This is a genomic window from Paraburkholderia atlantica (assembly GCF_000092885.1).
Lineage (GTDB): Bacteria > Pseudomonadota > Gammaproteobacteria > Burkholderiales > Burkholderiaceae > Paraburkholderia > Paraburkholderia atlantica.
The window spans coordinates 24,337-41,653 of record NC_014118.1 but is presented as its reverse complement, the minus strand read 5'-3'; the positions used below and the strand labels follow the sequence as shown (position 1 = coordinate 41,653).

General features: G+C 67.1%; 16 protein-coding genes. 10 read left to right on the top strand and 6 right to left on the bottom strand.

What is annotated here, in order from left to right; translation table 11 throughout:
* The first annotated feature begins 64 nt into the window (after positions 1-64).
* From BC1002_RS16165 to BC1002_RS16135, 7 genes are all read left to right on the top strand, one after another.
* The gene (locus BC1002_RS16165; RefSeq protein ID WP_013091073.1) at positions 65-991 is read left to right on the top strand and encodes an NAD(P)-dependent methylenetetrahydromethanopterin dehydrogenase; all 927 of its coding nucleotides are present in this window, start codon (positions 65-67) and stop codon (positions 989-991) included.
* An 11-nt stretch (positions 992-1,002) separates the two neighbouring features.
* The gene (locus BC1002_RS16160; protein WP_013091072.1) at positions 1,003-2,223 is read left to right on the top strand and encodes an ATP-grasp domain-containing protein; all 1,221 of its coding nucleotides are present in this window, start codon (positions 1,003-1,005) and stop codon (positions 2,221-2,223) included.
* The gene (gene mch, locus BC1002_RS16155; RefSeq protein ID WP_013091071.1) at positions 2,189-3,226 is read left to right on the top strand and encodes a methenyltetrahydromethanopterin cyclohydrolase; all 1,038 of its coding nucleotides are present in this window, start codon (positions 2,189-2,191) and stop codon (positions 3,224-3,226) included. Before BC1002_RS16160 ends, mch begins: the two co-directional genes overlap by 35 nt.
* Complete coding sequence (locus BC1002_RS16150) at positions 3,223-4,221, top strand: ATP-grasp domain-containing protein (protein ID WP_013091070.1); 999 nt, start codon at positions 3,223-3,225, stop codon at positions 4,219-4,221. Before mch ends, BC1002_RS16150 begins: the two co-directional genes overlap by 4 nt.
* A 5-nt stretch (positions 4,222-4,226) precedes the next feature.
* Positions 4,227-5,129: a triphosphoribosyl-dephospho-CoA synthase gene (locus BC1002_RS16145; RefSeq protein WP_013091069.1), complete on the top strand. Its 903-nt coding sequence runs from the start codon at positions 4,227-4,229 to the stop codon at positions 5,127-5,129.
* A 184-nt stretch (positions 5,130-5,313) separates the two neighbouring features.
* On the top strand, positions 5,314-5,823 hold the full coding sequence (gene fae, locus BC1002_RS16140) for a formaldehyde-activating enzyme (RefSeq protein WP_013091068.1): 510 nt from the start codon (positions 5,314-5,316) through the stop codon (positions 5,821-5,823).
* Between the two features lie 137 nt (positions 5,824-5,960).
* Positions 5,961-6,338, top strand: a complete 378-nt coding sequence (locus tag BC1002_RS16135) for a hypothetical protein (RefSeq protein WP_013091067.1) — start codon at positions 5,961-5,963, stop codon at positions 6,336-6,338.
* A 47-nt stretch (positions 6,339-6,385) separates the two neighbouring features.
* Here BC1002_RS16135 and BC1002_RS16130 read toward each other — a convergent pair whose 3' ends face one another.
* Positions 6,386-6,892 (bottom strand): dihydroneopterin aldolase, encoded by a 507-nt coding sequence (locus tag BC1002_RS16130; protein ID WP_013091066.1) that lies wholly within the window; start codon positions 6,890-6,892, stop codon positions 6,386-6,388.
* 387 nt (positions 6,893-7,279) lie between these two features.
* Between BC1002_RS16130 and BC1002_RS16125 the strand changes: the two genes are divergently transcribed.
* The 3 genes from BC1002_RS16125 to BC1002_RS16115 are packed head-to-tail and all read left to right on the top strand — an operon-like array spanning position 7,280 to position 11,321.
* Complete coding sequence (locus BC1002_RS16125; RefSeq protein ID WP_013091065.1) at positions 7,280-9,343, top strand: sigma-54-dependent Fis family transcriptional regulator; 2,064 nt, start codon at positions 7,280-7,282, stop codon at positions 9,341-9,343.
* A complete protein-coding gene (locus BC1002_RS16120) occupies positions 9,340-9,960 on the top strand; it encodes a flavoprotein (protein WP_013091064.1) in 621 nt (206 codons plus the stop codon). The genes BC1002_RS16125 and BC1002_RS16120 overlap by 4 nt, the downstream gene beginning before the upstream one ends.
* Complete coding sequence (locus tag BC1002_RS16115; RefSeq protein WP_013091063.1) at positions 9,939-11,321, top strand: DUF6513 domain-containing protein; 1,383 nt, start codon at positions 9,939-9,941, stop codon at positions 11,319-11,321. Before BC1002_RS16120 ends, BC1002_RS16115 begins: the two co-directional genes overlap by 22 nt.
* A gap of 13 nt (positions 11,322-11,334) precedes the next feature.
* Here BC1002_RS16115 and rpe read toward each other — a convergent pair whose 3' ends face one another.
* The 5 genes from rpe to BC1002_RS16090 form a co-directional block, all read right to left on the bottom strand.
* Entirely contained in the window at positions 11,335-12,042 is a 708-nt protein-coding gene (gene rpe, locus BC1002_RS16110; RefSeq protein ID WP_013091062.1) for a ribulose-phosphate 3-epimerase, read from the bottom strand.
* Between the two features lie 22 nt (positions 12,043-12,064).
* Entirely contained in the window at positions 12,065-13,102 is a 1,038-nt protein-coding gene (fba, locus tag BC1002_RS16105; RefSeq protein ID WP_013091061.1) for a class II fructose-bisphosphate aldolase, read from the bottom strand.
* A gap of 44 nt (positions 13,103-13,146) precedes the next feature.
* Positions 13,147-15,195 carry a transketolase gene (gene tkt, locus BC1002_RS16100; RefSeq protein WP_013091060.1) on the bottom strand — a complete coding sequence of 683 codons (2,049 nt, stop codon included), beginning with the start codon at positions 15,193-15,195 and terminating at the stop codon, positions 13,147-13,149.
* A gap of 56 nt (positions 15,196-15,251) precedes the next feature.
* Complete coding sequence (locus tag BC1002_RS16095) at positions 15,252-16,124, bottom strand: phosphoribulokinase (protein ID WP_013091059.1); 873 nt, start codon at positions 16,122-16,124, stop codon at positions 15,252-15,254.
* 66 nt (positions 16,125-16,190) lie between these two features.
* The gene (locus BC1002_RS16090) at positions 16,191-17,294 is read right to left on the bottom strand and encodes a class 1 fructose-bisphosphatase (RefSeq protein ID WP_013091058.1); all 1,104 of its coding nucleotides are present in this window, start codon (positions 17,292-17,294) and stop codon (positions 16,191-16,193) included.
* Between the last annotated feature and the right edge of the window lie 23 nt (positions 17,295-17,317).

Genomic DNA, 17,317 nt, shown 5'->3' with positions numbered 1-17,317 from the left:
GCCACGCGCGGCGCGGCCTTGCCCTGCGCCGTCCCCGAGATTGCCACTAAAACGAGCCCCTGCCATGTCAGAAACCATTGAAAGGCCCTACATCCTGCACATGTTCACGGCCACGCCGCAGATGAGTCCGTTCGACGTCAACATGGCCGCCGACGCCGGCTACCAGGTCATCGTGCCGTATTGCAACGTCGAGGCCGGCATGGTCGCGAACCTCACGCAGGACGCGATCTTCTCGCGCGGCCCGAAAGGGGTGTCGCGCACCGGCATCTTCATCGGCGGGCGCGACGTGATGCAGGCCGTCGACATGCTCGACACCGCGCGCAAGGCGATGGTCCCGCCATTCGAGGTCTCCGTATTCGCCGATCCGAGCGGTTCGTACACGACCGCGGCCGCGCTGGTCGCACTGGTCGAGCGGCATCTGGGCAAGCAGCACGGCGTGGAGCTGGGCGGCAAGCGCGTGCTGATTCTCGGCGGAGCCGGCGCGGTCGGACGCATCGCGGCGGCGATCGCCGCGTCGCGCGGCGCCGACGTGACGATCGCGAGCCACACCGACCGCAGTCGTGCGCTCGGCGCGTCGGCCGAACTGAACGAGCGCTTCGGCATCGTCACCAGCGGCATCGGCACCGCGACGCCCGAGGAACTGCGCGGCGCGCTTGCCGACGCGGAAATCGTGCTCGCCACCGCGGTCGCGGGCGTGCAGGTGGTCGGCCGCGACGACCTCGAGCATGCAAAGCGCCTGCTCGTCGCCGCCGACGTCAACGCGGTGCCGCCGGAAGGCATCGCCGGCGTGAACGTGATGAACGACGGCAAGCCGATCGACGGCGTGCCGAACGCGGGCGCGGTCGGCATCGGCGCGCTGGCGATCGGCAACGTCAAGTATCAGGTCGAGCATCGCCTGTTCATGCGCATGCGCACGGGCGGCAAGCCGGTCTACCTGGGCTTCCCGGAAGCCTACGACGAGGCCCGCGCGGTCGCGGCCGGTCTCGGCTGAGAGCGGTCGTCATGAAGCCGCACCGGCCGCTCATGCATGCGCCCATCGTCGCGGTCGTCGGGCAGTCCGCGCGCCTGCTCGCGCAGTCCGCGGCGCGCGCCGGTCTGCATGTCGCCGCGCTCGATATCTTCGGCGACTGCGACACGCGCGAGGCCGCAGAGCTATGGTTCGACATCGGCCGCAGTGATGGCGCGCTCGGGATCGACCGGGCGCGGCTCGTCGATGCGCTTGCGCGGGTCGCGCGCTTACCTCGTCTGCTTGGCTGGATCGGCGGCAGCGGGCTCGAAGCTTTGATGCCTGACTTGTGCCGGGAGCCCGGCTTGCCGCGCTTCCTCGGCAACGATGCCGACGCGGTCGCGGCCGTACGCGAGCCGCGGCGTTTCTTCGCGCTGCTCGACGCGTTGCGGATCGGGCATCCGGCTGTGTCGTTCGAACGGCCCGCGACGGCCGGGGGCTGGCTGTTCAAGCAGGCGGATGGTTGCGGCGGTACGCATATCCAGGCGGCCGACTCGTTCGACTTGACGAGCGCCTCCGCGCACGGCTACTTCCAGCGCCTTGGCCAAGGCCGCTCGCTGTCGGCGCTGTTCATCGGCGCGCACGGCGGCGCGCATCTGATCGGTTTCGCCGAGCAACTCACCTGCGCGATCGGCGATCTGCGCTTCGTGCATGCGGGCTCGTTCGGGCCGATCGACCTGTCGCCGGCGTTCGTCGCGCACGTGCAGCAAGCGCTCGATGCGCTTTGCGCAAACACCGGCCTCGTCGGTATCAACAGCTGCGATTTCCTGTCGGACGGCGCCTCGTTCGACGTGCTCGAAATCAACCCGCGCCCTTCGTCGACGATGGCGCTCTACGAAACCGCGTCGCCCGATGCGTGGCCAGCCGGCCTGCTCGCCTGCCACCTCGACGCGTGCCGCCACGGCCGCGCGCCGTCGGCCGCGAGCCTCGCGCTGGCCCGCGCGCCGCGCTGGCGCGCCGGCCAGCGGGTGCTGTTCGCGCAGCGGCCGTTCAACGTCTCCGCGGCCTTCTCCGACGCCTGCCTGCGCGATCCGCAATGCCGCGACGTGCCGATGCCGGGCACCCGTATCGACGTCGGGCAGCCGGTCTGCACGCTGCTCGTGCGAGCGGCGTCGGTGGACGGGGTGCGCACCGCGCTCGACGCGCAGCACGAACGCGTCGTCCAACGAATCGAAACCTGCGATGAACCCGACCATGCCTGCCTCCACGCCCACTGAGCCCCCCCCGCCCGCCGCGCCGCCGAGCGTGAATGCGCTTTCAGAGCGCCTCGTCACACGGCTCGTCGATCAGGCGGCACAGCTCGGCGTCGCGCTCACACGCACGCCCGCCGGCACCATGATCGCCGACGCCGGCGTCGACGCACGCGGCAGCCTCGACGCCGGCGTGCTGATCGCGCGCATCTGCATGGGTGGTCTCGGCAGCGTCGCGGTACGCGGGAACTTCGACGCCGCGCCGCTGTGGCCGACGATGCTCGAAGTCAGCACCTCGGCGCCGGTGCTGGCCTGCCTCGGCAGCCAGTACGCGGGCTGGAGCCTGTCGGCGACCAAGGAGCAGACCGGCGGCAAGAAGTTCTTTTCGCTGGGCTCGGGGCCCGCGCGTGCGCTCGCGGTCAAGGAGCCGTTATTCGACGAGCTCGGCTATCGCGACCGCCACGAGCGCGGCGCGCTGGTGCTCGAAGTGGACCGGCTGCCGCCACAGGTCGTGATCGACAAGGTGCTGCACGATTGCGGCCTCGCGCCCGAACACCTGACGCTGATCGTCACGCCGACACACTCTGTCGCGGGAACGGTACAGGTCGTGGCCCGCGTCGTCGAAGTGGCGCTGCACAAGGTGCACGTGCTCGGCGTGCCGCTCGATGAGATCGTCGCAGGCACGGGCTCGGCGCCGCTGCCGCCGCCCGCGCCCGACGGCATTCAGGCGATGGGCCGCACCAACGACGCGATCCTGTACGGCGGCCGCGTGCATCTGACCGTCCAGCACGACGAGATCGCGCGACGTCTCGCCGACACCCTGCCCTCCGCCAATTCGCGCGACTACGGCCGGCCGTTCGCGGACGTTTTCACGGCCGTCAACTTCGACTTCTACCAGATCGACCCGGCGCTGTTCGCGCCCGCCGAGGTGTGGGTCAGCAGCCTCGAAAGCGGCGCGACCTACCACGGCGGCAGACTCGACGGCGGCCTGCTGCGCAAACAGTGGGGCGGCGAGCCGGTCGCGCGATGATGATCACATCGGGTCTGCGCATCGCGATCATGAGCGACGAAACCGGCTGGCACACTGGCCGGCTGAAAAAAGCGTTCCGTGCGCGCGGCGCCGAAGCGCGTTGCGTCGATCTCGCGGATTGCCGCATCGACACCACGTGGCTGCCGCACGGCCTCGTGATCCCGGGCTTCGGCCGCACGCTGCCGGATGCGGTGTTCGTGCGCGGCATCGCCGGCGGCACCTTCGAGCAGGTGACGCTGCGGCTCGGCATCCTGCACGCGCTGCGTGAATCAGGCGTGCCGGTCTACAACGACGCCCGCGCGATCGAGCGCAGCGTCGACAAATCGATGACGAGCTTCCTGCTGCATCGCGCGGGCGTGCCGACACCGGCCACGTGGGCCGTCGAGTCCGCCGCATTCGCGCAACGCGTACTGATGCGCGAAGCGGCCGCCGGCCGCCAGGTCGTGCTCAAGCCGCTGTTCGGCTCGCAAGGCCACGGGCTCAAACGGCTCGGCGCGCGCGGCGGGCTGCTCGCGCCGCTGCCGTCGCTCGCGCGTTATCGGCAGGTTGCGTATCTGCAGCGCTTCGTCGCGAGCAGCGGGCCCGGTTTCGATTGGCGCGTGCTCGTGATCGGCGGCAAGGCGGTCGCGGCGATGCGGCGCAGCGGCGGCAAGGGCTGGATTCACAACGTCGCGCAAGGCGCGCGCTGCGAGGCCGCCGAGCTGACGGTCCCGCTCGCGCAGACCGCCGTGCGCGCCACCGCCGCGCTCGGCCTCGACTACGCGGGCGTGGACCTGATCCCGAATCCCGACGACGCCGCGCTGCCGCTCGTGCTCGAAGTCAACGGCGTGGCCGCGTGGCGCGGTTTGCAGTCGGTCGTGCCGCTCGATGTCGCGGCGGCGCTGGTCGACGACCTGCTCGATCGCAAGCTCGCGGCGCAACGGCGCGCGAACCGACAAGACGAGCAAGCCGCTAGCGCCGGGTTGCCTGAGCCGTCTCCGCAGCGCCGGGCTTAAGCGCGATGCCCGGCACTCATCCAATCTCCGTCGAGCACGCGCGCGCGGCCTTCCTCGAAGCCTGCGCGCTCGACGTCACCACGCCGAAACCCGGCAACGTCAGCATCCAAAGCCCCGGCCACGGCATGCACGCGGCGCAGTTCCTCGCCAGCGCGGACGCGTCGCTCGACGCGCTGTTCGCACGCGGCGCCCGTGTCGGACAGCGCATTCTCGACGCGGTCACGCGCACGCGCGCGGCGGTCGGCTGCAACACGAATCTCGGCATCGTGCTGCTGCTCGCGCCGCTCGCCGCGACCCTCGACGAAACCGGCGAACGGCCGCTGACGGCGCAAGCGTGGCGCGCGGCCGTCGGCGACGTGCTGAGCCGGCTCGACGTCGAAGACGCGCGGCTCGCCTATCGCGCGATCGCGCTCGCCAATCCCGGCGGCCTCGGCGACGCGCCCGAGCAATCGGTCCACGCGCCGCCGACGATAGGCCTGCGCGACGCGATGCGGCTCGCCAGCGAGCGCGACAGCATCGCGCGGCAGTACGCGAACGGTTTCGCGGACCTGTTCGACACCGGCCTCGCGGCCTGCTTCGAAGCCTCGACCCCAGCGCCCGAACCCGCGCCCGTCAATCGAGGCGAAATCGCGATGCTCAACGTGTTTCTGGCATTCCTCGGCGGCTGGCCCGACTCTCACATTGTGCGCAAGCACGGCCTCGCACTGGCGCAGAGTGTCACGCTCGTGGCACGCGAACAGCACGCACGCTGGCGCCAAACGCGACCCGCCGCGCGCCGCTCGGCAAGCGATCCGCAACTCGATGCCTGGGATGTCGAATTGAAAGCCCGCGCAATCAATCCCGGCACCAGCGGGGACCTCGCGGTGGCCACGCTATTTGTTGCGCGCTGCGTCCAAGGTCGCGGTTAACCCTGAATCGTCTGGACTGAACCGATCCGATGAGGCGCGTCAGCATGCCGGGTGCCACAACTGGCACGGAACCTGTTAGTTAGTACCGCCGTGCAATCCCGCACCGCTCTCGCGATGCTGATCTGGACACGATCGCGGGCGGCGCCTCGTCAGCAGGTCCATACCTACTCATTGGAGGAACAGAATGGCCAAGATCAACCGCGTCATGATCGGGGAGTCGCTAGTCGGCGACGGCAACGAGGTCGCGCATATCGACTTGCTGATCGGACCGCGAGGTTCGGCTGCGGAAACCGCGTTCTGCAACGCCCTCACCAACAACAAGGACGGCTTCACGTCGCTGCTCGCCGTCGTCGCGCCGAATCTCATCACGAAGCCCAATACGATCCTGTTCAACAAGGTGACGATCAAAGGCGCCAAGCAGGCCGTGCAGATGTTCGGCCCGGCGCAGCACGCGGTCGCGCTCGCGGTGGCCGACAGTGTCGAGGACGGCACGATCCCGCAGGAAGAAGCCGACGATCTGTTCCTCTGCGTCGGCGTCTTCATCCACTGGCAGGCGGAGGACGACAAGAAGATCCAGCAGTTCAACTATCAGGCGACGCGCGAGGCCATCAAGCGCGCGGTCAGCGGCGAGCCGACCGCGTCCGAGGTGGTGGCGAAGAAAGGCAGCGTCGCGCATCCGTTCGCGCCGAACTGACGGCGCATGCCAGCGCAGGAGACGCGGCGCCGTCGGCGGCCCCGCCTCCTCGCGCATCCCGTCGCCTCGCGGCCGCAAGGCATGCACCTCGCGCAGCGGTTCGCGAAGCGGGTTCAATGCTCTCGCAGAGGCATTCAATGACTACTAGATGTCGCGCGCTTCTCGCCTTTACCACGCTGATGCTCGCCGCGCCGCTCGCGTGGGCGGCCGGCTATAACTATCCGACCGAGGGCCGCGTCGAATACGTGCTGAGCTGCATGGACGATAACGGCCATGATTTCGCGAACGTCTACAAGTGCTCGTGCGTGATCGACAAGATGGCCGCGTCGTTGCCGTACGACGAATTCGTCGACCAGTCGACCTTCTCGAAGTACGCGACGCTCGGCGGCGAAGGCGGCGCGGAATTCCGCGTCGATCACGCCAAGGCTCAAACGAAAAAATTCCGCGCGCTGCAAACGAGCGCGTATCAGGCGTGCGGACTCGGTCCGCAGAAAACGTCGACCGTGGCGAAATAACTACGGGTCGAGACGGGCCGGGCGTCCGGCCCGCTCGGCTCTCCCTCTCAATTCGGCACCAGCCCCTCGCCCAGCGACGCGTAACACGCGAGACCCACGGAGGTAGCCGGGCCATCGCCGCGACGCCGCTCGATCTGTACGCCGACAGCCGCGAGGTCCGCGAACTTGGCCGGCTTCGCGAGCGACACGCGCACCCAGTGCGCGCCGAAGTCGGCGATCAGCAGTTGCGCGATCGTCTCGGCAAGCGCCTCCAGCAGCCGCACGCGATGCGACGCGAATAGCTCGAGCAGCGCCTCGCGCACGGCCGCATAGTTGACCGTATCTTCGATCCGGTCCGTCGCGCACGCGCGGATCGCGGGCACGCCGATCGCCAGATTCACGCGCACCGGTTGCGCAACATGCAACTCGCTGCTGTCGATACCGATGACCGTCTGGCCGATGAAGTTCTCGATGAACACGATGTCGAGGCGCTCGGGCAACGCGCCGGCTTGCGAGCCGGGATCGGCGCCGAGGCTGGAAAATGCGGCAAGGCGAACAGTATCGATACGATCCATGATGGTCTCCGCCGCGGCGCGGCCCAAGATTGAACAAGCTTTGATGAAGAGAGCAAACGGTGCAACAGTTGAGCAGCAGAACTGAGCGATGCGCGGCACACTCTGTTCCGAAGCTGCGACAGGCATGCAATCTGCAAAACGTACAACGCATCGCGCATCGAGAAAAGCAAGTTCCGGGCACGGTGAGGTAAACCCACAGTCACTTTCTGTTGAACCAATCTTGCATCGGGCGTACAGTTTTAAATACCCGCCTCGTAGCAGGGCCGGTCGCGAGGGAGCAGACGGACCAAGAATCCGCCGCACCAAGGGCAGACAGGCTTGATAAAGCGCCATTCGCAGCGTGCAAAGCAGTCACGCTTCCGAAATGACGCAACGGAGACGAATCCCATGTCGTTGCTCGCTGACAGCAGTACGCACGTCCGGGAAGTTCTGAACGTGGTCAACCATCAGTTGACCACGCGCCCGACAAGCGAACCCGTAGCTCAGTCGTGGACGCGCTGCATCAACGAATTCCAGCTGGACCCCGCGCGTTTCGTGCCGCCGCCGGTGCTCACCGAATACGAACTCAGCGCGCGCCGCGAGGCGCTCGGTGATCTGATCGCGTGTTCGAAGCTCGAGATGACGACGCTCTATCAGCAACTGGCCGATCCCGAGCTCGCGGTCGTGCTCGTCGATTCGGGCGGCGTGATCGTGCATCAGGTGTCGTCCGTGCCGTTCGCCGAGGCGGTCGCCGTCGACGGCTTTCGCGTCGGCGCGCTGTGGAGCGAACGCGAAGCCGGCACCAACGGCATGGGCACCTGCCTCGCGGAGCGCGACTGCATCGCCGTCTGTCAGCACGAGCATTTTTATCCGCGCTATACGTCGCTGACCTGCTCGGCCGCGCCGATCTTCGACGACGGCGGCGAAATCGCCGGTGTGCTCGACGTCACGAGTCGCTCGAAGCTGCTGCAGCAGCATTCGCTGGTGCTGGTCGGCATGTCGCGGCAGATGATCGAAAACCGTCTGCTCGATGCGCGCTACCGGCACGCCAACATGATCCATTTCCACAGCCGCCCGGAATTCGTCGGTACGCTGCACGGCGGCAAGCTCGCGGTCGGCGACGACAGCACCGTGCTCGCCGCGAACCGCAGCGCGCTGTTCCAGCTCGGCTTCCGCTCGCTGAGCGAGCTGCGCGGTCGGCGCATCGAGGAAGCGTTCAACGCGTCGCTCGAAGACATGATTGCGCGCAGCATTCGCGGCTCGTTCCATCCGGTCACCGTCTACAGCGCGAATGCGACGAACCGCTTTTTCCTCGTCGCGCAGACGCCGCAGAACGGCACCGGGCGCGTGACGCGCGTGATCGTCACCGACTCCGCGATCCGCAGCAGCACCGCCGAAAAACACGAGAAACACGACAAACACGCACCGGTGCCGAAGCTCGACGAAATCGCGCACCTCGAATTCGGCGACCCGCGCATGGCCTCGCAGATCCAACTGGCCGCGCGCGTGATCCAGCGCAAGATTCCGATCGTGCTGCGCGGCCAGACCGGCACCGGCAAGGAAGTCTTCGCGCAGGCGCTGCACAGCATCAGCCCGCACGCCGACGGTCCATTTGTGCCGGTGAACTGCGCGTCGCTGCCGGAGAACCTGATCGAGAGCGAGCTGTTCGGCTATCGCGCGGGCGCATTTACCGGCGCGCAGCGCGAAGGACGGCGCGGCAAGATCGTGCAGGCCAACGGCGGCACGCTGTTCCTCGACGAGATCGGCGACATGCCGCTCGTGCTGCAGGCGCGTCTGCTGCGCGTGATCGAGGAACACGAGGTCACGCCGCTCGGCGCCGAGACCACCGTCAAGGTGAATTTCCAGCTGATCAGCGCGAGCCACCGCAATCTGCTCGAACTCGTGCAGAGCGGTCAGTTCCGCGAGGACCTGTACTACCGGCTCAAGGGCGTCGAGCTGAATCTGCCGGCGCTGCGCGAGCGCGTCGACAAACTGCCGCTGATCCATCATCTGCTCGCCAACGAAACCGACGATCCGCCCGAGCTGACGCCGGAAGCCGAATACGCGCTACTGACCTACGCGTGGCCCGGCAATATCCGTCAGCTGCGTCACGTGTTGCAGATGGCCATCGCGCTGTCCGACGGCGAGCCGATCCGCTGCGAGCATCTGCCGCCCGAGGTCACGCAACGCACGTCGGCGGTCGACCTGCCGACCGCGCTGCGCCTCGCGAACGCGGACATGGACGGGCAGCTCGCCGACGAAGCGGACATTTCTTCGCTGAACGCGATCCAGCTGAACGAGCGCGAAACGGTGTTGTCACTGCTCGACGAGCATCGCTGGAACGTCAGCAACGTCGCGAAGGCGCTCGGCATCAGCCGCAACACGCTGTACCGCAAGATGCGCCGGCTGCATATCCGGCTGTCGCACGAAGGCTCGCCGCCGGACGGCATGCCGCTCGATCTCGACGCATGACCCAGTCGTCCGCCAACGAGTCAGCGCCCAAGGCCGCCCGCGATCTCACCGCCTTCAAGCCGGATGCGCGCTTCGCGTGGTGCGTGACCGGCTCCGGTCACATGCTCGAAGAGTCGATCGCGCTCGCGCGGCGCTTGCCGCGCGTCGATCTGTTTCTGTCGGCGGCGGCCGAGGAAGTGCTGCCGCTGTACGGCTGGTCGCTCGACAAGCTGCGCGAACAGTTCCGCGTGCTGCGCGACAACAGCGCGAGCGGCGTGCCGGTTGGCATGCTGTATCACGGCGTCTATCACACGGTCGTGATCGCGCCCGCCACCAGCAACACGGTCGCCAAATGCGCGTACGGCATCTCCGACACTCTGCCGACCAACATGTACGCGCAGGCCGGCAAGCAATGCATCCCCGGCATCGTCTTTGCGTGCGACACCGAACCGAGCGTGATCACGCATAGCCCGGACGAATGGGTCGAACTGCGGCCACGGGCGATCGAACTCGACAACGTCGAGCGTCTGGCACGCTTCGAATACACGACGCTCGCGCGCTCGCTCGACGAACTCGAAGCGGCGCTCGCCAATCGCCTCGCGACCCTCGATCTCGCATGGACCACATCCTCTTCCTGACCGGCCGGCTTGCCGAACCGAGCCTGCGGCGCGTGCTCGACGGCATGGCGCCGACGCCGTTCAGTTGGGAGGTGCGCGAAATCGGCCTGCAAGTCGCCGCGTTGATGACCGCTGACATGATCCAGCGCCGCTTGCCCACGCCGCTCGCCGCGCATCGCGTGATCGTGCCGGGCCGTTGCCGCGGCGATCTCGACGCGCTGAGCGCGCACTTCGGCGTGCCGTTCGAACGCGGTCCCGAGGAGGTCAAGGATTTGCCGCAGTTTTTCGGCCACAAGGCGAAGCCGTTCGACCTGAGCCGCTACGACACTGAGATTTTCGCGGAGATCGTCGATGCGCCGAGGCTCGACCTCGACGGCATCGCGGCAAGGGCGCGCGAGTATGCGGCCCAGGGCGCGGACGTGATCGACATCGGCTGTCTGCCGGATACGCCGTTTCCGCATCTCGAAGACGCGGTGCGCCGGCTGAAGGCCGAGGGCTATCGCGTCAGCGTCGATTCGATGCGTAACGACGAACTGCTGCGCGGCGGCCGCGCCGGCGCCGACTATCTGATGAGCCTGAATCTCGACACGCTATGGATCGCCGATGAAGTGCCGTCGACGCCGATCCTCGTCGCGCGTGAACCCGCTGACACAGCCTCGCTCGACGCCGCGATTGAAGCGCTCTCCGCGCGCGGCCGCGCGTTTCTCGCCGATCCTATTCTCGATCCGATTCCGTTCGGGCTGGCCACGTCGATTGCGCGCTATGTGCGTTTGCGCGAGCGCTATCCCGACATCGCGATCATGATGGGCATCGGCAACGTGACGGAGTTGACCGAGGCCGACACGAGCGGCATCAATGCGGTGCTGCTCGGCATGGCGGCGGAATTGCGCGTTGGCGCGGTGCTGACGACGTCGGTGAGCCTGCACGCGCGGCGCGCGCTGCGCGAAGCCGATGTCGCGCGCCGCGTGATGCATGCCGCACGCGATGCGCAAGTGCTGCCCAAGGGCATCAGCACCGAACTCGCAACGGTCCATGCGAAAAGGCCGTTTCCGTACAGCGCCGAAGAAATCGACGAATTCGCGCGCGCCGTGCGTGATCCGAATTTCCGCGTGCAGATCAGCGCCGACGGCATTCACGTGTACAACCGCGACGGCCATCGACGCGGCGACGATCCGTTCGCGCTGTACCCACAGCTGAACCTCGAAACCGACGGCGGCCACGCGTTCTATATGGGCGTGCAGCTTGCCCGCGCGGAAATCGCGTGGCGGCTCGGCAAGCGCTTCGATCAGGATCAGCCGCTCGACTGGGGCTGCGCGGTCGACCGGCCTGAAGAAGATCTCAGCGTCTGGTGCGGACCGGGCGAGACGATGAAGAAGCGCTGAACCCGCCGCGCCGTCACTGCATGGCGGCCACACCCGCGTGTTCGTCGACGGTAGCCAGTTCGCCGCGCATGCCGCGAATCGCCTGCGCGCGATCGCTCGCGCCGAACACGGCCGATCCCGCGACGAACACATCCGCGCCCGCGGTGGCGACACGCGCGATGTTCGACGCCTTCACGCCGCCGTCCACCTCGATCAGCAACGGCCGCCCGGTGCGCTGCATCGTCGTCTCGACGCGCTCGCGCAGCAGCCGCAGCTTATCGAGCGTTTCGGTAATGAACGCCTGGCCGCCGAAGCCCGGATTCACCGACATCACCAGCACGACGTCGAGCATCTCCAGCACATGATCGAGTACCGTGAGCGGCGTCGCCGGATTCAGCGCGAGCCCAGCGCGTGCGCCGTGCGAGCGGATCAACTCGATGGTCCGATGCACGTGCAGCGTCGCCTCCGGATGAAAACTGATCAGGTTCGCGCCGGCCTCGGCAAACGCCGACACCAGCGGATCGACCGGCGTGGTCATCAGATGCACGTCGAACGGCAGCGACGTGTACGGCCGGATCGCCGAGCACACGAGTGGCCCTACGGTCAGGTTCGGCACGTAGTGGTTGTCCATCACGTCCAGATGAATCCAGTCCGCACCGGCCACGGTCACGTCGCGTATCTCGTCGGCGAGCCGGGCAAAATCCGCCGACAGCAGCGACGGAGCAATCAGGAATTCGCGCATTGCGTTCTCCGTACCAGTAGCGTCAGTGATAGCGGCTCGCCATCGTGTCGAGCGGCAACGGCTTGATGCGCGCCGCCTGCCCCGCGCAACCGAACGCCTCGAAACGCTCGATGCAGATCGCGCTAGCCGCGGCGGTGGCGGCCTTCAGGGCCGCGCGCGGATCGAACTCCGAGCGCGCATTGGCGAGCGATTTACGCATCGCGCCGCTCATCGCGAGACGGATGTCGGTGTCGATATTGACCTTGCGCACGCCGTGCGCGATGCCGCGGCGGATTTCGTCGACGGGCACGCCGTAGGTGGTCGGAATTTCGCCGCCGTACTCCCGGATCACCGCGAGCCATTCCTGTGGCACCGAGGACGAACCGTGCATCACCAGATGCGTGTCGGGAATCCGCGAATGAATGGAGGCGATCCGGTCGATCGCGAGGATGTCGCCAGTCGGCTCGCGGCTGAACTTGTACGCGCCGTGCGAAGTACCGATCGCGATCGCGAGCGCATCGACGCCGGTCGCCTCGACGAAGCGCCGCGCTTCGTCCGGGTCGGTCAGCAGGTGCTCGCGCGTCAGCTTGCCTTCCGCGCCGACGCCGTCCTCTTCGCCTGCCGTGCCGGTTTCCAGCGAGCCGAGACAGCCCAGCTCCCCCTCCACCGACACACCGACCGCATGCGCAGCATCGACCACGCGCCGGCTGACTTCGACGTTGTAGTCGTACGCGGCGGGCGTTTTCTGGTCGGGCAGCAGCGAGCCGTCCATCATCACCGACGTGAAGCCCGAGCGGATCGCCTGCTGACACACCGCGGGGCTCGCGCCGTGATCCTGATGCAGCACCAGCGGGATGTCCGGATGCGCTTCTAGCGCGGCGAGCACCAGATGGCGCAGATACGGCTCACCCGCGTACTTGCGCGCCCCAGCCGACGCCTGCAGGATCACCGGGCTATCGGTGGCCTCGGCCGCGCGCATGATCGCGTGAATCTGCTCCATGTTGTTGACGTTGAACGCGGGCACGCCGTAGTCGTGTTCGGCCGCGTGATCCAGCAGTTGCCGCAGGGTGATGAAGGCCATTGCGTGCTCCTCGATATGAAATGAAATCTTGTCGAGCGGCGTGCTCAACGCGCGCGGTCCGCGACGCGTCGCGCTGCGTCGATCACCGCCTGAGCGTTCAGTCCGAAGTGCTCGAACAACGCGGCGGCGGGGGCCGATTCGCCGAACGTATCGATGCCGACCACGCCGCCGTCGAGCCCGACGTATTGCCGCCAGAACGCGCGCACGCCCGCCTCGATCGCGACACGCGGCACACCCGGCGGCAGCACCGCGTCGCGCCAGGCGCGCGGTTGCCGGTCGAACGCGGTGGTCGATGGCATCGATACGATGCGCGTGGCGATGCCGGCCGCCGCGAGCGGCGCGATCGCGTCGAGCGCGAGCGACACTTCCGAGCCGGTGGCGATCAGAACGACACGCGCCGGTTGCTGTTGCCCTTCTTCATCGGGCCAGTCGCGCAACACGTACCCGCCCCGCGCAATCGCGGCGATCTGTACTGCAGAGCGCGTGACGAAGCGCAGGTTCTGCCGGCTCAGCAACAGGCACGACGGTCCCTCACGCTCCACCGCGCTGACCCACGCCTGCGCGGTCTCGACGGTATCGCACGGACGCCACACGTCGAGCCCCGGAATCAGCCGGAGGCTCGCCGCGTGTTCGACCGCCTGATGTGTGGGTCCGTCTTCGCCGAGGCCGATCGAGTCGTGTGTGAACACGAAGACCGAGCGCGTCTTCATCAGTGCGGCCATTCGCAACGCATTGCGCGCATAGTCGGAGAAGGTCAGGAACGTGCCGCCGAACGGCAGATAGCCGCGATGTAGCGCGATGCCGTTCATCACCGCGCTCATGCCGAACTCGCGCACGCCGTAGTGCACGTAGTTGCCGCCGCGTAAGCCGTTTTCGTCGCTGCGCACGTCGACCGTGCCCGGCCAGTCCGTCAGGTTCGAACCGGTCAGGTCGGCCGAGCCGCCGAGCAGTTCCGGCAGGCTGCGCGCGAGCGCGCCGATCGCCTTTTGCGAAGCCTTGCGTGTCGCGATCGATTCAGCCGCGCAATCCGCATCGCGCAGCAGCGCGCGAACCGTGTCGTACCAATGCGGGGGCAAGCGGCCCTGCACACGCCGCTCGAATTCGGCGGCCTCCACCGGATAGTGCTGGCGATATGCATCGAAACGCGCGCGCCATTGGGCTTCCGCGGCGGCACCACGCGCGCTCGCGTCGAAGTTCGCGCGAATCTCGTCGGGAATCTCGAATGGCGGATGCGGCCAGCCGAGCGCGCGGCCTGTGCGTTCCACCTCGTCGGCGCCGAGCGGCGCGCCATGCACGTCGTGCGTGCCAGCCTTCGGCGCGCCGTGGCCGATCACCGTGCGGCAGCAGATCAGCGTCGGCCGTCCGGTCGCGCGCGCCGCGTGCAATGCGCGATCGACGGCATCGACGTCGTGGCCGTCCACCTCGCGCACCACATGCCAGCCGTAGGCGGCGAAGCGCGCGGGCGTGTCGTCGGCGAACCATTGCGCGACGTGGCCGTCGATCGAGATGCCGTTGTCGTCGTACAGCACCGTCAGCTTGTCGAGCTTCAGCGTGCCCGCGAGCGACGCCGCTTCGTGCGAGATGCCCTCCATCAGGCAGCCGTCGCCGGCGAACACGTAGGTGCGGTGATCGACGATTCGATGCCCGGGCCGGTTGAACTCGCGCGCGAGCAACGCTTCGGCGAGCGCCATGCCGACGCCGTTCGCGAGCCCCTGGCCGAGCGGCCCGGTGGTCGTCTCGACGCCGGGTGTGACGCCCACCTCGGGATGCCCCGGCGTTTTGCTGTGCAACTGGCGAAAGCGTTTCAGTTCGTCGATCGGCAGGTCATAGCCGGTCAGATGCAGCAGTCCATACAGCAGCATCGAACCATGTCCGTTCGACAAAACGAACCGGTCGCGGTCGGGCCACGCGGGATTGCGTGGGCTGTGCTTCAGATGCCGGTCCCACAATGCCACCGCGATCTCGGCCATGCCCAGCGGCATGCCGGGGTGTCCCGACTTCGCGGCTTCCACCGCGTCGATCGCGAGCATGCGCAGCGCGTCGGCCATCGGGCGCGTGGCGGGTGCGTCAAGCGGGTGCGCGACTGCACTCATCGAAATTCTCCTTGCGAAATGAACGTCTGCAGGGGCCGGGTGCGCTTCGAAGAACGTCAAGCGCGCGAGCGTCGGTCGATCAGTTGCAGGATCATCGGCGTGAAGATCAGCTGCATCGCGAGTCCCATCTTGCCGCCCGGCACGACGATCACGTTCGGGCGCGACATGAACGAGTCGTGCAGCATCGTCAGCAGATACTGGAAGTCGATGCCCTTCGGCCGCGCGAAGCGGATCACCACGAAGCTCTCGTCGGGCTGCGGAATCTCGCGCGCGGTGAACGGATTCGACGTGTCCACGGTCGGCACCCGCTGGAAGTTCACATGCGTGCGCGAGAACTGCGGGCAGATGTAGTTCACGTAGTCGGGCATGCGCCGCAGGATCGTGTCGACCACCGCTTCGTGCGTGTAGCCGCGCATCGTCTGGTCGCGGTGCAGCTTCTGGATCCATTCGAGGTTGATGATCGGCACGACGCCGATCAGCAGATCCGCATGCCGCGCGATGTTGACCTTGTCAGTCACGGCCGCGCCATGCAGCCCTTCGTAGAACATCAGGTCGGTATTGGCCGCGACGTCCTCCCACGGCGTGAAGGTGCCGCCGTCCTGCTTGTAGAGCAACTCTTCGGCCGCGTCGTGCACGTAGTGGCGAAACTGCCCGCTGCCGTTTTCGCCGTAACGCGTGAACAGCGTTTCGAGTTCTTCGAGCAGATTCGCTTCCGGTCCGAAGTGGCTGAAATTCGGCACACCGTCGCGTTCGCGCTCCTGCATCGCCGCGCGCATGCCGTTGCGGTCGTAGCGATGGAACGCATCGCCTTCGACGATCTGCGCATTGATGTGCTCGCGTCTGAAGATATGCATGAAGCTCTTCATGACGGTGGTGGTGCCCGCGCCGCTCGAGCCGGTCACCGCGATGATCGGATGTTTGACTGACATGCGTTTGTCTCCGGATGACGGTATTTCTGGTGCCGTGCGCTGTACGCACCTGCGCTCAGTCGCTGATCACGCCGTGAAATCCGGCAGGAACAGCGAGCGCGTGCCGAACAGCGGCGACGAGAACGGTTTGTCCTCGCCGCGGTCGTATTCGCCGTGATAGCGCGCAATGCGCTCGACCTCATTCTTCGAGCCGAGAATCACCGGCACGCGGCCATGCAGCGCGCGCGGCGCGACGTCGAGAATGCGTTCGCGTCCGGTGATCGCGAGGCCGCCCGCCTGCTCGACCAGAAAGCTCATCGGGTTCGCTTCGTAGAGCAACCGCAGGCGCCCTTCCATCGCGGGTGTTTTCGAATCACGCGGATACATGAACACGCCGCCGCGCATCAGGATGCGATGCACTTCCGCGACCATCGATGCGATCCAGCGCATGTTGAAGTCGCGCGCGCGGCAGCCGCTGCGGCCGTCCTTGCACTCCTGCACGTAGCGGCGCACGGGCGGCTCCCAGAAGCGCTCGTTCGATGCGTTGATCGCGAACTCGCCGGTTTCTTCCGGAATCCGGATGTTCGAATGCGTGAGCACGAAGTTGCCGATGTCGCGCTCCAGCGTGAAACCATGCGTGCCGTTGCCGACCGACAGCACCAGCATCGTCGACGGTCCGTACACGGCGTAGCCGGCCGCGACCTGTTCGCAGCCCGGCCGCAGGAACGCGGCTTCGCTGCTGGCATCCTCCGCCGGGTCGCGGGTGCGCAGCACCGAGAAGATCGAGCCGACCACGCCGTTGATGTCGATATTCGACGAGCCGTCGAGCGGATCGAACGCCAGCAGATACTCGCCACGCGGATACTCGGGCGGAATCGGGTACACGTGCTCCATTTCCTCGGACACCATCGCCGCCAGCAAGCCGTCCCACTCGCATTGCTGCACGAAGATGTCGTTGGTCGAGACGTCGAGCTTCTTCTGCTCCTCGCCGTGCGTGTTCAGCGTTTGCGCGGAACCGTAGTTGCCGCCCAGCGCGCCCTTGGTCAGCATCGCGGAGATCGATTTGATGGCGGCCGCCACGTCGATCAGGAGCGCGGAGAGTCCCGCCGTGTCCCGCGCGTTGTCCGTACACGGCGGGCGATCGAGCGTGTCGATCAGGAACTTCGAAAGTGTCGTGCGTCCGTCCTGCATGGCGTTCTCCTTCGATGGTGTCG

Bases quoted from the DNA above. Each gene is read 5' to 3' on its own strand.
- BC1002_RS16165 (WP_013091073.1), top strand. From the start codon at position 65: ATGTCAGAAACCATTGAAAGGCCCTACATCCTGCACATGTTCACGGCC.
- BC1002_RS16160 (WP_013091072.1), top strand. From the start codon at position 1,003: ATGAAGCCGCACCGGCCGCTCATGCATGCGCCCATCGTCGCGGTCGTC.
- mch (WP_013091071.1), top strand. From the start codon at position 2,189: ATGAACCCGACCATGCCTGCCTCCACGCCCACTGAGCCCCCCCCGCCC.
- BC1002_RS16150 (WP_013091070.1), top strand. From the start codon at position 3,223: ATGATGATCACATCGGGTCTGCGCATCGCGATCATGAGCGACGAAACC.
- BC1002_RS16145 (WP_013091069.1), top strand. From the start codon at position 4,227: ATGCCCGGCACTCATCCAATCTCCGTCGAGCACGCGCGCGCGGCCTTC.
- fae (WP_013091068.1), top strand. From the start codon at position 5,314: ATGGCCAAGATCAACCGCGTCATGATCGGGGAGTCGCTAGTCGGCGAC.
- BC1002_RS16135 (WP_013091067.1), top strand. From the start codon at position 5,961: ATGACTACTAGATGTCGCGCGCTTCTCGCCTTTACCACGCTGATGCTC.
- BC1002_RS16130 (WP_013091066.1), bottom strand. From the start codon at position 6,892: ATGGATCGTATCGATACTGTTCGCCTTGCCGCATTTTCCAGCCTCGGC.
- BC1002_RS16125 (WP_013091065.1), top strand. From the start codon at position 7,280: ATGTCGTTGCTCGCTGACAGCAGTACGCACGTCCGGGAAGTTCTGAAC.
- BC1002_RS16120 (WP_013091064.1), top strand. From the start codon at position 9,340: ATGACCCAGTCGTCCGCCAACGAGTCAGCGCCCAAGGCCGCCCGCGAT.
- BC1002_RS16115 (WP_013091063.1), top strand. From the start codon at position 9,939: ATGGACCACATCCTCTTCCTGACCGGCCGGCTTGCCGAACCGAGCCTG.
- rpe (WP_013091062.1), bottom strand. From the start codon at position 12,042: ATGCGCGAATTCCTGATTGCTCCGTCGCTGCTGTCGGCGGATTTTGCC.
- fba (WP_013091061.1), bottom strand. From the start codon at position 13,102: ATGGCCTTCATCACCCTGCGGCAACTGCTGGATCACGCGGCCGAACAC.
- tkt (WP_013091060.1), bottom strand. From the start codon at position 15,195: ATGAGTGCAGTCGCGCACCCGCTTGACGCACCCGCCACGCGCCCGATG.
- BC1002_RS16095 (WP_013091059.1), bottom strand. From the start codon at position 16,124: ATGTCAGTCAAACATCCGATCATCGCGGTGACCGGCTCGAGCGGCGCG.
- BC1002_RS16090 (WP_013091058.1), bottom strand. From the start codon at position 17,294: ATGCAGGACGGACGCACGACACTTTCGAAGTTCCTGATCGACACGCTC.